Origin of the sequence: Paenibacillus sp. V4I3 (assembly GCF_030817215.1) — a bacterium.
GTDB lineage: Bacteria > Bacillota > Bacilli > Paenibacillales > NBRC-103111 > Paenibacillus_E.
This window is the reverse complement of sequence record NZ_JAUSZA010000001.1, coordinates 5,593,258-5,606,996: the sequence shown is the minus strand read 5'-3', so window position 1 is coordinate 5,606,996 and position 13,739 is coordinate 5,593,258. Positions and strand designations below refer to the sequence as shown.

Annotated in this window: 12 protein-coding genes; 11 read left to right on the top strand and 1 reads right to left on the bottom strand. The window is 50.1% G+C overall.

Annotation, left to right across the window (positions count from 1 at the left end; all coding sequences use genetic code 11):
- The first annotated feature begins 16 nt into the window (after nucleotides 1–16).
- The 7 genes from rsmB (at nucleotide 17) to spoVM (ending at nucleotide 7,945) form a co-directional block, all read left to right on the top strand.
- Entirely contained in the window at nucleotides 17–1,435 is a 1,419-nt protein-coding gene (rsmB, locus tag QFZ77_RS26025) for a 16S rRNA (cytosine(967)-C(5))-methyltransferase RsmB (protein ID WP_307449857.1), read from the top strand.
- 305 nt (nucleotides 1,436–1,740) lie between these two features.
- Nucleotides 1,741–2,784, top strand: a complete 1,044-nt coding sequence (gene rlmN, locus QFZ77_RS26020) for a dual-specificity RNA methyltransferase RlmN (protein ID WP_373462770.1) — start codon at nucleotides 1,741–1,743, stop codon at nucleotides 2,782–2,784.
- Nucleotides 2,785–2,799: 15 nt separating this feature from the next.
- Entirely contained in the window at nucleotides 2,800–3,564 is a 765-nt protein-coding gene (locus tag QFZ77_RS26015) for a Stp1/IreP family PP2C-type Ser/Thr phosphatase (protein ID WP_307443754.1), read from the top strand.
- Nucleotides 3,561–5,669, top strand: a complete 2,109-nt coding sequence (gene pknB / locus QFZ77_RS26010; RefSeq protein WP_307443751.1) for a Stk1 family PASTA domain-containing Ser/Thr kinase — start codon at nucleotides 3,561–3,563, stop codon at nucleotides 5,667–5,669. Before QFZ77_RS26015 ends, pknB begins: the two co-directional genes overlap by 4 nt.
- Nucleotides 5,669–6,598, top strand: coding sequence for a ribosome small subunit-dependent GTPase A (gene rsgA / locus QFZ77_RS26005; protein WP_307443748.1), 930 nt, complete (start codon nucleotides 5,669–5,671; stop codon nucleotides 6,596–6,598). Before pknB ends, rsgA begins: the two co-directional genes overlap by 1 nt.
- A 5-nt stretch (nucleotides 6,599–6,603) precedes the next feature.
- A complete protein-coding gene (gene rpe, locus QFZ77_RS26000) occupies nucleotides 6,604–7,254 on the top strand; it encodes a ribulose-phosphate 3-epimerase (protein WP_307443746.1) in 651 nt (216 codons plus the stop codon).
- 610 nt (nucleotides 7,255–7,864) lie between these two features.
- Nucleotides 7,865–7,945 carry a stage V sporulation protein SpoVM gene (gene spoVM / locus QFZ77_RS25995; protein WP_036634233.1) on the top strand — a complete coding sequence of 27 codons (81 nt, stop codon included), beginning with the start codon at nucleotides 7,865–7,867 and terminating at the stop codon, nucleotides 7,943–7,945.
- A 103-nt stretch (nucleotides 7,946–8,048) separates the two neighbouring features.
- On the opposite strand, the gene rpmB is transcribed toward spoVM, so the two are convergent.
- Entirely contained in the window at nucleotides 8,049–8,237 is a 189-nt protein-coding gene (gene rpmB / locus QFZ77_RS25990) for a 50S ribosomal protein L28 (RefSeq protein WP_029197753.1), read from the bottom strand.
- Nucleotides 8,238–8,580: 343 nt separating this feature from the next.
- Here rpmB and QFZ77_RS25985 point away from each other — a divergent pair, with 343 nt between their 5' ends.
- The 4 genes from QFZ77_RS25985 to recG are packed head-to-tail and all read left to right on the top strand — an operon-like array spanning nucleotide 8,581 to nucleotide 13,659.
- The gene (locus tag QFZ77_RS25985) at nucleotides 8,581–8,940 is read left to right on the top strand and encodes an Asp23/Gls24 family envelope stress response protein (RefSeq protein WP_057303556.1); all 360 of its coding nucleotides are present in this window, start codon (nucleotides 8,581–8,583) and stop codon (nucleotides 8,938–8,940) included.
- Nucleotides 8,941–8,969: 29 nt separating this feature from the next.
- Nucleotides 8,970–10,703: a DAK2 domain-containing protein gene (locus tag QFZ77_RS25980; protein ID WP_307443742.1), complete on the top strand. Its 1,734-nt coding sequence runs from the start codon at nucleotides 8,970–8,972 to the stop codon at nucleotides 10,701–10,703.
- 49 nt (nucleotides 10,704–10,752) lie between these two features.
- A complete protein-coding gene (locus tag QFZ77_RS25975) occupies nucleotides 10,753–11,610 on the top strand; it encodes a DegV family protein (RefSeq protein ID WP_307443741.1) in 858 nt (285 codons plus the stop codon).
- A gap of 3 nt (nucleotides 11,611–11,613) precedes the next feature.
- On the top strand, nucleotides 11,614–13,659 hold the full coding sequence (recG, locus tag QFZ77_RS25970; RefSeq protein ID WP_307443739.1) for an ATP-dependent DNA helicase RecG: 2,046 nt from the start codon (nucleotides 11,614–11,616) through the stop codon (nucleotides 13,657–13,659).
- Nucleotides 13,660–13,739: the final 80 nt, after the last annotated feature.

Below are 13,739 nucleotides of genomic sequence, written 5' to 3'. Positions count from 1 at the left end.
TCCGCAATACGGACTTATGAAATCGCAGGGGGCCGGCAAGCCCTTTGCTCCAAAATCATCCTCAGGCGCTGCGAAGAGCAGCGCTGTTAAGCATTCTGCCCGTGATGCGGCGCTGGATGTGTTGATTCGAGTTGAAGAAAATCAATCGTACAGCAATTTGCTGCTGAACCAGGTATTGCAAAAGCATGCTCTTGAACGGGCGGATGCGGGACTGGCGACGGAGCTTGTTTATGGGACCATCGGACGGAAAAATACGATCGATTTCTTCTTGGAGCGTTTCGTCAGCAAGGGGCTCGCGAAGCTCGAGCCCTGGGTGAGATGCTTGCTGCGGCTGAGCTTCTATCAGCTGCATTATTTGGACCGCATCCCTGACCATGCGGTCGTGAGCGAAGCGGTCAATATCGCGAAGCGCCGAGGCCATCAAGGCATCTCGGGCATGGTCAACGGCGTGCTCCGCGCGGTGATCCGCAGCAAAGCCGAGCTCACGCTGCCGGCTGCGCTCGGCGACGTGAAGCGCATCGCGCTGAGCCATTCCCATCCGGAATGGCTCGTGCGCCGGTGGATCCGTCAGCTGGGTGCCGAGCTGACGGAACAGATCTGTGCGGCGAACAATGAGCCGCCGCACGTCAGCATTCGCGCGAACGCGAGGCGCCGCAGTCGCTTGGAGCTGCTGGAGCAGCTCCAAGGCAGCGGCCTCAGCGCGGAATCGTCAGAGCTGTCCCCGGCCGGCATCCTCGTGCAGGGGGCCGGGAACATGGCATTAGTCCCCGGCTTCCAGCATGGGGACTTCTCGATTCAAGACGAGAGCTCGATGCTCGTCGCCGAGGCTCTGGATCCGCGTCCAGGCATGACGGTGCTGGACTGCTGCGCCGCCCCTGGCGGCAAGACCGCGCATATCGCCGAGATGATGGACGATGTGGGCAAGATCTGGGCTTGTGATCTGCATGAGCACAAGCAGAAGCTGATCGCAGATCAAGCGGAGCGTCTGGGACTGACGTCGATCCAGACGCTGGTGATGGATGCTGCGAAGCTGGACGAACATTTTGCGGCGGAGTCATTTGACCGCATCCTGCTCGATGCGCCCTGCTCGGGCCTTGGGGTCATTCGCCGCAAGCCTGACCTTAAGTGGGCGAAGCAGGAGGCGGAGATTGACGCGATTAGCGAATTGCAGCATGCTATTCTGAGCAAAGTGCATAGGCTGCTCAAGCCGGGCGGCGTGCTGGTCTACAGCACGTGCACGATTGAGCATGCAGAGAACGCGGGCATGGTTGAGCGCTTCCTCACCGAGCATAGCGAGTTTGAGCTAGCACCGCTGCCGGCGGATGTTTTCGCAAGCATTGACCCTGCGGCTGCCGCAGCCGGTATGGTGCAAATCCTGCCGCAGCAGTTTCATTCCGACGGTTTCTTCATCGCACGGCTGCGCAAACGTGTATAGCTTGTCAGCCGTAGGCTAAGCAACGGTTCTTCTTGCTTTAACTGTATTTACTACAGTTAATTTCGAGGGAACCGGGAAATTAAGCTGATTTCATCTAATCAACTGCACTTTTTGCAGGTAATGCTCGGGTAGTCTGGGTTGGTGTTGACGGTTACTCGGCCACGCAAATGCCTATCGACCGCTGCTGCTAACCACGGGGACGTGTGTTCGTTCTCGCTTTGTGATAAAATAACATACGATTAGCAAAAAAATAGACGAAATAACAACAGGTTGTGATAAATGTGACTAGTAAAGTCAGTGAGAATGTGAAACCATTTGTGTATGATTTAAATTGGGATGAGTGGCAGAGCTGGGTGAAAGAGAACGGCGAGTCCTCGTTTCGTGCTGGACAAATTTTTGACTGGCTGTATATAAAGCGGGTATTCAGCTTCGATGAGATGTCGAACTTGCCGAAGACGCTGCGGGACAAACTGAAGGATCAGTTTGAGTTCGTTACGTTGACAGAGATTGCCAAGTATCAGTCGCAGGACGGTACGGTCAAGTTTTTATTTGAATTGGAAGACAAGAATGCCATTGAAACAGTTGTCATGAAGCACAACTACGGCAACAGTATTTGCGTAACAACGCAGGTAGGATGCCGGGTAGGGTGTACGTTTTGTGCATCTACGTTGGGCGGTTTGAAGCGGGATTTGAGACCAGGTGAGATTGTGGCCCAAGTTGTTAAAGCCCAGAAATTGCTGGATGAGTCAGAGGAGCGAATCTCTTCCATCGTCATTATGGGTATTGGCGAGCCTTTTGAAAATTATGAAGCGACAATGAATTTCCTTCGTGTCATGATTCACCCGAAAGGTCTGAACATTGGACAACGTCATATCACAGTATCGACGAGTGGGATTGTGCCGAACATTTATAAGTTCGCTGATGAGAATTTACAAGTGAATTTGGCGATTTCGATTCATGCTCCGAACGATAAGCTTCGTTCTAAGCTAATGCCGGTCAATCGGAGATTTCCTTTCGTTGACTTAATCGAAGCTTGTAAGTATTACATTGCCAAAACCGGCAGACGAATTACGTTTGAATATGCCCTTATGGGGGAAGTGAATGACCAGCCTGAACATGCAGAGGAACTAGCGCAAGTGCTGAAGGATATGCCGCTTAGCCACGTGAATCTGATTCCTGTGAATTTCGTGGCCGAACGGGATTTCAAACGTACGCCTAGGGATGATATTTTCACCTTCCAGCGTATTCTTGAGAAGGGCAAAATTAATGCCACCATACGTCGTGAACAAGGTAGTGACATTGCTGCTGCCTGTGGACAATTGCGCGCGAAGCATATGGAGAACAAGTAATGAGGTGAAATCCGGATGAAGATGGTAAGCCGTACCGATATTGGCAAAGTCCGTTTAGTGAATGAGGACCAAGCCGCCATCCATCATGATCTCAATGGCCTATCTTTGGCTATTGTGGCTGATGGCATGGGGGGACATCAAGCTGGTGATATCGCCAGCCAAATGGCCATCGAAATGATTGCAGATCAGCTGCAATCGATCCATTGGGGAATGTCTGTGGAAGCTTGTAAGCAAGTGCTGAAGGAAGCCATTGAAAAGGCGAATGAGAAAATTTATGAATTCGCCTCAGGGCAAGAAAGTTATCATGGTATGGGCACGACGGTTGTTGCCATTATTGCTTCGCAAGAGCTTCTTATTATTGGACATATCGGTGACAGTCGCGCTTACAAGATCACCGATGAATCGATCACACAACTAACGGAAGATCATTCTTTGGTGTATGAGCTTGTCAAGAACGGGCAGATTACCATCGAAGAAGCCGATCATCACCCTAGACGTAACTGGATTACTCGCGCACTCGGCACAGAGCCGGGCGTAGAGGTGGATCTCTATGAGTACGCGTGGCGTCCGGGTGATATCGTTCTGATCTGTACGGATGGTTTAAGCGGATTGGTGGATTCCGGCGACATTTTACGAATTGTCAAATCACATGAACGTATGGAAGATGCAGCGGAACAGTTGATTCAAAGCGCGCTTGATGAAGGTGGAGACGATAATGTGACGGTCGTTTTACTTGCGCACGATCATGATTCGGACGAAAAAAGGGGTGATGGGAATTGATCGGTAGAAAGCTTGGAGGCCGCTATGAAATCTTAGATCGCATTGGCGGAGGCGGCATGGCTTTAGTCTACAAAGGGCATGATCTATTATTAAATCGTAAAGTGGCTGTGAAAGTACTGCGCCAGCAGTATGTGCACGATGAAGAATTCATTCGTCGTTTCCGTAGAGAAGCTCAAGCAGCCGCTTCACTTTCTCATCCTAATATCGTCAGTATTTATGACGTCGGACAAGAAGAAGACGTGCATTATATTGTGATGGAATACATAGAAGGCACGACTTTGAATGATGTTATCAAAGAGAGAGCACCGCTGCAGGTCGAAGATGCGGTTCACTACGCGAGTCAAATTGCAGATGCCCTCGATCACGCCCACCACAATGAAATCATTCATCGGGATATCAAACCTCACAATATTTTGATCGGTAAAAACGGCCGTGTCAAAGTGACGGATTTCGGTATCGCACGGGCTGCCACGTCTTCCACCATAACGCAAACCGGATCGGTTGTCGGTTCTGTGCACTATTTCTCACCGGAACATGCCAAAGGGACGAATACAGGGGAGAAATCCGATTTGTATTCCCTAGGTATCGTGATGTATCAAATGCTGACAGCTCGGCTGCCTTTTCTCGGTGAGAGCCCGATTTCAGTGGCTTTGAAGCATTTGCAGGAAGATGTGGAAGAACCGCGTAAGGTGAACCCTCTCATTCCGCAAAGCGTGGAAAACATTATTTTGAGAGCCATGCGCAAAAAGCCTGAAGAACGCTACCAGTCTGCGAAGCTAATGATGGCAGATCTCGATACCTGTTTGAATCCGGATCGCCGGAATGAAGCGAAGGTAGCTTTCTGGGATGCGGATGGGATGGACGAAGAGCGTACCCTTGTGATGCCTGCGATTCGCGCAGACCAACTCGGACAGTTCGAAGATGATGATGAGCCCGAGAAACCTGCCTGGCGGGAAGAGCCTGCTCCTTCTAAAGGGAAAGGGTGGATTAAGCCGCTCATTTGGATTGTCGTTTTGTTAATGGTGCTCGGCGCTATGTGGTATATGGTCGGGTACGTGAAAGGGATGTTTGCCATTGAAACCGTCGAGGTTCCCAATGTGGCAGGCAAACCGTTGATTCAAGCTCAAGCTGAATTGACGGCGGTTAAACTCAGCTCCACGGTTGAATATGATTTGGACAGCAAGCTTGCTAAAGACATTGTCATTCGTCAAGATCCTACGGGGATGAGAATGAATTTGGGCACCAAAGTGACGCTGTATGTTAGTAAGGGTATGCCCAAAATCAAGATGGATAATTATGCAGGGCAACCATTTAAGGATGTTAAGCTGAAGCTGCAAGCCCTCGGCATCAAGGATGATCAGATTACGATTACACAAGAGACGACTGATGGTGCTCCAGATATGATTTTGAAGCAATCCCCTTTGGCTGGCGAAGAGTTTGAGCTTGACAAAGCGGTAATTGCTTTTACCGTAAGCAAAGCCAAGGAAACGTTCAAAATGCCGGATCTCGTCGGAATGACGGAAGCAGAAGCTAAGGCCCAACTCACAAAGCTGAATCTTAAGCTCCCTGTGAATGGCATTACCCGTGAGAAAAGCTACAAAGTCGCGAAAGGGAAGGTTGTCAAACAGTTTCCTTTTGAAAAAAACCAGGATGTATCCGTTGGCTCTGAGATTTCTTTGATCATTAGCGACGGATTGCCGGAGGATGCCGGACAGCTTGCGGTAAGTATTGCTGTTAAGCCGACGACGGAAGGCAAAGATTCTGAGTTCAAAATTGTCGTAAGTGATGCCCAGTATGAGAACTTTGAATACAAAACAGAAAAAGTATCGAAGCCTCAGAATATGGATGTCAAAGTCATTGTTTCTCCAGATAAGAAAGCTGTCATCTTGATTAAAGAAGGAGATAACTTGGTCAACTCCATTACTCGCACATATCAAGACTACTTGGATCAAAAAAATGGAAAGACAGTATCACCTAGTCCTTCCACGTCACCATCGCCATCGCCTAAACAGCAAAGCAATGGACCGGCTATTCCGGTTGGCGGCACTGGAAATGGGCAAACAGGCGGCACTGTCTCTAAACCACCTGCTGGAGGCACACCTTAATGCCGCAAGGATATATCGTAAAAGCGCTGAGCGGCTATTATTACGTATTGCCTGAGGAGGCCGATCTCCGTGAAGCCAAGACGGTTACTTGCCGCGGAAGAGGCGTTTTCAAAAACAGAAACATAACCCCCCTTGTAGGAGATCGCGTTATGTACGCGGAAACGGAGAATGGGGAAGGGACCGTTACTGAAATCCTTCCCCGCACTTCGGAGCTCATACGACCTCCAATCGCCAATGTAAACGTGGTTGTGCTCGTTTTTTCGGTGACAGAGCCTGTTCTCAATTTGCAGTTGTTAGATAAATTTCTGGTCCATATCGAAAATACGGGCATTGATGTTTTGTTATGTTTCACGAAAAGTGATTTATTGACGAAAGATGATGAGTCGTCCGTTCCCAAAGAAATGACGGTTGCCGAGCTGGAGCGGATTACGAAGCTCTATGAGGGAATCGGTTATACGGTAGTGAAGACGAGTTCTAAGCTGCAAGAAGGCGTGGAAGCGATTCTGCATCATTTGGACGGAGCCGTCAGTGTTTTTGCTGGACAATCCGGTGTGGGTAAGTCTTCTCTGCTTAACGCAATGATTAGTGGTCTTAATCTGGAGACGAATGCCATTTCTCAGCGATTAGGCAGAGGAAAGCATACCACACGTCATGTTGAGCTGCTGCCACTCACGAATGGTGGCCTTGTAGCCGATACGCCGGGATTCAGCCAGTTAGACTTTATGGAAGTCGAAGCAGAGGGTCTCAGCAGCTGCTTTAAGGAGTTTGCCGCGATAGCGGAGGGCTGCAGGTTCAGAGGCTGTTTGCACCTGCATGAGCCGGATTGCAAGGTTCGTGATGCGGTAGCCGAGGGAGTTATTGCAGCTTCTCGGTTTGATCATTACTTGTTGTTTTTAACTGAAATCAAGGATCGGAAGAGGAGGTATTAGGACGGATGGTATACGTAGCACCTTCTATTTTATCAGCCAATTTCGCTAAACTTGGGGAAGAGATTAAGGAAGCGGAGCTTGGCGGAGCCGACTGGATCCATGTGGATGTCATGGACGGCCATTTCGTGCCAAATATCACAATTGGTCCACTTGTAGTTGAAGCGATACGCCCAATGACCAAGCTGCCGCTTGATGTTCATTTGATGATTGAGCAGCCAGATCGCTATATACCTGATTTTGTCAAAGCGGGTGCCGATTTGATATCCGTCCATGTGGAGGCATGTACGCATCTGCATCGGACACTTCATCTTATTAAGCAAAGCGGGATTAAAGCGGGGGTTGTGCTGAATCCTGCAACCCCGATTTCGCTGATCGAGCATGTACTCGATGAACAGCTGGATCTTGTGCTTATTATGACGGTCAATCCTGGATTCGGTGGACAGGCTTTCATTCCTGGCATGCTGAGCAAAATTCGCACGCTTCGTGAGCAAGCGAATGCTAAGGGATTGAAGGGGCTTCATATTGAAGTGGACGGCGGTATTAACCAGGTGACGGCTCGCCAGGTGGTGGAAGCTGGAGCCGATGTGTTGGTTGCTGGCAATGCTGTGTTTGGGCAGTCCGATCGTGCCGAGGCTATCAGGCGAATTCGCGGGTAGAGGGGGAACGAAGGACAATGAGATTTCTCTGGTTATTGATGTATAGTTTGCTTTGCGCAATCCTATTGGCGTGTTTTTCAAATATACATGATGTCTCGAAGTATATATTCTCGCTTGGCGCCCTGTATGTAGGGATGCGATTCTTTCGTCGGTTTGAGCAAATTGGGTTTCGCATTTGGTTCATCGTTATTTCTGTTCTCTTCTATTTTATTTTCAGTTTAATTTATGCGCTTTACACGCAGCTGGGCATAACTGCACCATAGCCGCATACATATAGTTACAAGAGTGAAGCGCTCTTGTAGCTTTTTTTGTTTTCTGGAAGCGAGCGAATTGTGGGAGAAAGTAAAAATAGAAGGCACTTTTTTACGGTCCGGGCATATACTGTTGTAACGATGCTAAGGAGCAGTCATGCAACTTGTGAAAGCATATGCTTACGACGTAAGTTTCTTCTGAAAACTTGAAGTCTGTGCTCATGGAGTCAGTTTTCTGCCTTCCTCTAAGCGCGGTCGCTCATCTTCGTAAGACCTCGGTAGAGGTTTATCTCACGAAAACTCTAAGCGAATGCTCATGAAGTCAGTTTTCTGACGAAAACTCTAAGGAGGGGTAGAGAATGAAGTTCTACACAATCAAACTACCAAGATTTTTGGGTGGATTCGTGAAAGCCGTACTTAATACGTTTAGTAAAAACTAGGCCAACACAATACTTACCCCATTCCCCCAGAAATGCAAAAAAAGCACCGATAAGGTGCTTTTTGTCTTTCACATAAGAAAGTGTAAGTATGCGCAGCTACAAATTAAACGCGAGCCACTTTTCCGGATTTCAACGCACGAGTACTTACGTAAACCCGTTTTGGTTTGCCATCAACGAGGATGCGAACCTTTTGAACGTTAACTCCCCAAGTACGCTTGTTTTTATTGTTAGCGTGGGACACGTGATTTCCTGAAGAAGGACTTTTACCTGTAATGAAACATTTGCGGGACATGTTTGACACCTCCTTGGGCAGTATACAAAGCAGCCTGGGTGGCAAGCCTAAGCTTGACATGACAGCTTTCCATAATTTTAGACATTGTTTGGTTTGTTGCGATTCATAATATAACCAGCAAAAACACACTTAAATATAATAGCATAGCAAAAGGAGCCTAGTCAACGAATTACCTGCACTTTTGCCGTTTATTTATTCAGTATGTTATAGTACAATGAAGATTAGCCCACATTCCAAGTACATAGTAATTGACTTATTAAGTCGAATTTGCTAAAGCAAGTAGGAAAGGGAATGCTTACAAAGTTAGTCTTGCTAAAGCGAAACTTGAAGGAGTTGTTAGATAATGCCAATTGAACTCACAACCGAGTACGGAAAAGTGTATATTACCAATGAAGTGATTTCAACACTGGCGGGATCCGCTGCGTTAGATTGTTATGGACTTGTTGGCATGGCGACGAGAAAGCAACTGAAAGACGGAATAGCTGAATTGCTAGGCCGGGACAATTTAAGCCGCGGCGTCGAAGTCCGCCATGAAAACGGGCGACTCGAAATTGATCTTTATATTATTGTCAGCTATGGAACGAAAATATCCGTAGTCGCAGGTAATGTCCAAACGAAAGTCAAATATATTTTGAATGACGTTGTAGGGCTTCATGTAGACGATGTGAATATCTTTGTTCAAGGCGTTCGTGTAGCCAAGTAAAAGCCCGATAACCAGGAAGGGGAATCACTTTGAGTAAGCGCTTTATTTCAATAAATGGAAATGACTTCACAGCCATGGTCTTGGCGGGTGCGGATAACCTTCGCAGAAATGTAGATAAGGTTAATGGATTGAACGTTTTTCCTGTACCCGACGGAGATACCGGCACCAACATGAATTTGACACTCACTGCGGGTTGTGAGGAACTTAAAAAGAAGCCATCCTCCCATATTGGGAAAGCAGCTGATGCATTGTCGAAAGGGTTACTGATGGGCGCAAGAGGCAACTCAGGGGTTATTCTGTCACAGCTGTTTCGCGGATTCGCGAAACATGTGCATGATCTTGAGCATGTAAATGTACAGCAATTCGCGGGCGCTCTGCAGCAAGGTGTAGAGACAGCTTACAAAGCTGTTGTGAAGCCGGTGGAAGGAACGATTTTGACGGTATCGAAAGAAGCAGCTAAGCATGCTACACAGTATCGGCGTGGAAGTGACCTGCTTGATCTCATGCAGGAGGTTCTGGGCAAAGCGAAGGAAGCCCTCGCTAGAACGCCTGAGCAGCTTGCTGTGCTCAAACAGGTCGGTGTGGTAGATGCAGGCGGACAAGGGCTTGTATGTGTTTATGAAGGCTTTGTAGCGGCGTTAAGCGGCGGTCTGGTTCAAGTGAACGATGACTATGCTACGATGGATACAACACTTGGTGCGGTTTCACTCGTTCCCGGCATGAACCTAGCGAAGGAAGTGCACGCACATCTTCCCGCACAGGCATATTTGGCTACGGAAGACATCGAATTCGGATATTGTACGGAATTTATGCTGACGATTGCTCCAGGCAAGATCAAAGGACTAGTTTTCGATGAAGGCACGTTCCGTGATCAACTGAGCAAGTTGGGGGATTCGCTGCTGGTTGTAGCCGATGACGAGTTGGTGAAGGTTCATATTCACGCCGAATACCCGGGGGAAGTAATGAACCAAGCCATGAATTACGGTGCTCTGAGCCGTATCAAAATTGAAAATATGCGCGATCAGCATTCATATATATTGGAAGATATGACCGAAGGGTACGAAGCTTCTGTTTCTACTACGGCCATAGCTGTACCGCCAAGCAAGGCATATGGTTTCGTTGCGGTTGCTCTAGGTGATGGCATTACCGATATTTTGTCTAGTGTAGGCGTCGATGTCGTTCTGTCCGGTGGACAGACGATGAACCCAAGCACCGAGGATATTGTGAATGCGGTTAACAGCATTGATGCAGACACCATTTATGTGCTGCCCAACAATTCCAACATTATTTTGGCTGCGCAGCAAGCTATTGAACTGGTAGACAATAAAACGCTAATTGTGATCCCATCTAAATCGATTCCGCAAGGTCTTGCTGCCATTCTGGCGTTCCAAGAGAAGGCGGATGCCAAAACAAATACGGAAGCCATGAGTGAATCACTTCGACGTGTAAAATCGGGCCAAGTTACTTACGCTGTGCGCGATACGAACATGGACGGTATTGACATCAAACAGGGCCATTTTATTGGCATCCAAGATGGGCGCATTGTATCTTCAGAGCCGAGTCTCCTGGATGCTTGTAAGAAGCTGCTGGAGGAAATGATTGAAGAAAGCAGCGAAATTGTCACTATCCTCACCGGAGAAGATGCCGTCGATGCAGAGACGAAGGAGCTAGAGGCGTTCATTCAAGCGGCGTATCCCGAAATAGAAATTGAGCTTCATCCTGGCGGACAGCCTTTGTATGCGTACCTGTTTTCCGTCGAGTAAAAGAATACCATTAGCAGTGGAGTAAATTCGTTGAATGGAGTGAGCCCTGTTGACAAACATTCGTATCGTAACGGACAGCACGGCCGACATACCTTTGGCACTCAGACAAGAACTTAATATCGAGATGGTGCCTCTCAAGATTCATTTTGGAGATGAAGAATATTTAGATACGGTGACGCTGCAGTCTGAGGAATTTTATCCGAAGCTGACCTCGTCACCTCACTTTCCCCGTACGTCACAGCCGTCTCCTGCGGAGTTTTTGGACTTGTATCAGAGACTGCTTGAAGAGCCCAATACGGAGGTTATCTCCATTCATTTGGCATCTGTGTTGAGCGGAACATACCAGTCAGCGCTGTTGGCTACCACGATGCTGGAGGACTCGCCGGGCAAGGTTCGTGTGTTCGATTCCTGCTCGGCTTCCTATGGGATTGGCGCTCTTGCTGTAGCTGCTGCCCGAGCAGCTAAGGCGGGGCAAAGTGTCGAAGAGATTTTAGAGCTTGTACGAACGATGAGAGAGAACTTTTACATATACTTCCTCGTAGATACGCTAGAATTTCTACAAAAAGGTGGAAGAATCGGCAAAGCATCCGCGCTTTTCGGATCTTTGCTAAACATAAAGCCCATTCTTTCTCTGGATCGAGCGGGCGAAGTAGCTGCGATTGATAAGGTTCGCGGTCACAAAAAAGCGGTTGCGCGAATCCTAGAGCTGTTGGCGGCGGATGTATCGGGTAAGACAATCCGCAGTTTACACATTGCTCATGCAAACAATTTGGAAGGTGCGGAGCAGCTGCGTGCGGCCATCATGCAGCAATTTGTTGTGGAGCATGTGGACTACATTACACTGGGACCTGTTATTGGCGCACACGCTGGACCAGGTACCATCGCAGCGTTCGTTAGTACGGTGTAAGATATGGATTTGAATCAATTCGAAGTACGCGAAGTCCATGGAGTGGGCGCTCAGAAGGCACTTGAGCTGAACTCCATGGGCATTTTTACGGTTATGGATTTACTGGAATATGTGCCATTCCGGTATGAGGATTACACGGTACGTGATTTAGCTAGTGTGAAGGACGGCGACCGCGTCACTGTGAAGGGTTACATCATCGGAGAGCCGGTGCTGCAGCGCTACAGCGGCAAGTCCCGACTATCCTGCAAGGTGATGGTCGATGAGTTCCTGCTGACGGCGGTGTGGTTTAACCGCCACTTCTTGAAGGACCGCTTGCGGCCGCAGCAGGAGATTATACTCACTGGCAAATGGGACGGCAAGCGCAGGCAAATGAGCGTATCCGATTCGGAATTTCCCGGACAAGGCGATTCCAATACCGGCACTATACAGCCGGTGTATTCGGTTGTAGGCTCTGTTACGCAGAAGTGGATGCGTAAGGTTATTCAGCAGGCGCTGACGCAGTACAGCGCGATGATCAGTGAAGTGCTGCCGGCAGCCATTACCGGCAGGTATGGGTTTATGCCGCGCAGCAAGGCGCTGGCTGTCATCCACACGCCGAGCGGTGTGGAGGAAGGCAAGCAGGCGCGCAGGCGCATGGTGTATGAGGAGCTGTTCCTATTCCAGCTCAAGCTCCAGGCTTACCGCGCCGTGACGCGCAGCCGCGCGGATGGGTTGAAGCAGCAGGTGGACTTGCCTGCTGTCCGCGCCTTCGTGCGCGCGCTCCCCTTCCAGCTGACGGAGTCGCAGAAGAAGGTCGTAGGCGAGCTCCTGCACGATATGCAGGAGCCGTACGCCATGAACCGACTGCTGCAAGGCGATGTCGGTGCGGGGAAGACGATCGTCGCGGCCATAGGCCTCTACGCGACGGTGAAGGCCGGCTACCAAGGCGCGCTGATGGTGCCGACGGAGATTCTGGCTGAGCAGCACAAGCGCTCGCTGGACAGCTTGTTCGAGCCCTACGGGCTGCAGGTTGCGCTGCTGACAGGCAGCTCAACCGATCGGCAGCGGCGGGATCTGCTGGCTTCCTTGCAGATGGGCATGATCGACGTGCTGGTCGGCACGCATGCCCTCATTCAAGAGGACGTCTACTTCCGCCAGCTGGGGCTTGTCGTGACGGACGAGCAGCACCGCTTCGGGGTGAACCAGCGCAGCATCCTGCGGCGCAAGGGCATGAACCCCGACGTGCTGACGATGACCGCGACGCCAATTCCGCGTACACTGGCGATTACGGCCTTCGGCGACATGGACGTTTCGACGCTGCGTGAGCTGCCGAAGGGGCGTAAGCCGATCAAGACGTACGCGGTTCAGCACGCGATGCTGGAGCGTGTGCTCGGCTTCATCCAGCGCGAGGTCGCCGCAGGGCGGCAGGCCTATATCATTTGTCCGCTCATCGAAGAGTCGGACAAGCTGGACGTGCAGAATGCCATCGACGTCCACATTCAGCTGCAGCAGCATTTTCCGCACATGCGAATCGGCCTGCTGCACGGGCGAATGAGTGCGCAGGAGAAGGAAGCGATCATGCGCGCATTCAAGGAAGGCACCGTGGAGGCGCTCGTGTCGACCACGGTGATCGAAGTCGGCGTGGACGTGCCGAACGCCACGCTGATGGTGATCTACGACGCCGACCGCTTCGGCCTGTCGCAGCTGCATCAGCTGCGCGGGCGGGTGGGCCGCGGCGAGCACCAGTCCTTCTGTGTGCTCATCGCCGACCCGAAGACCGAGGTCGGCAAGGAGCGCATGAAGGCGATGACCGAAACGACCGACGGCTTCGAGATTGCCCGGCGCGATCTAGAGCTGCGCGGGCCGGGGGACTTCTTCGGCACGAAGCAAAGCGGTCTGCCGGAGTTCCGGATCGCCGACATGATGGCGGACTTTGAAGTCATGGAGCAGGCACGCGATGATGCGGCTGAGCTTGTCGGTGACTCGTCCTTCTGGACGGGGGCTTCGTTCATACCGCTCAGAGCCTACTTGCAGCGCGCGCAGATTTTTGACAGCGAAGTGTTGGACTAATCAGCCTTATAACTAAAATAAACAAAACGCTAGGATGGACTGATGACAACTGTCAGTCGCTGATCCTAGCGTTTTTTTAC

Coding starts and splice junctions, on each gene's coding strand:
- rsmB (WP_307449857.1), top strand. CDS start 17: ATGAAATCGCAGGGGGCCGGCAAGCCCTTTGCTCCAAAATCATCCTCA.
- QFZ77_RS26015 (WP_307443754.1), top strand. CDS start 2,800: ATGAAGATGGTAAGCCGTACCGATATTGGCAAAGTCCGTTTAGTGAAT.
- rsgA (WP_307443748.1), top strand. CDS start 5,669: ATGCCGCAAGGATATATCGTAAAAGCGCTGAGCGGCTATTATTACGTA.
- rpe (WP_307443746.1), top strand. CDS start 6,604: ATGGTATACGTAGCACCTTCTATTTTATCAGCCAATTTCGCTAAACTT.
- spoVM (WP_036634233.1), top strand. CDS start 7,865: ATGAAGTTCTACACAATCAAACTACCAAGATTTTTGGGTGGATTCGTG.
- rpmB (WP_029197753.1), bottom strand. CDS start 8,237: ATGTCCCGCAAATGTTTCATTACAGGTAAAAGTCCTTCTTCAGGAAAT.
- QFZ77_RS25985 (WP_057303556.1), top strand. CDS start 8,581: ATGCCAATTGAACTCACAACCGAGTACGGAAAAGTGTATATTACCAAT.
- recG (WP_307443739.1), top strand. CDS start 11,614: ATGGATTTGAATCAATTCGAAGTACGCGAAGTCCATGGAGTGGGCGCT.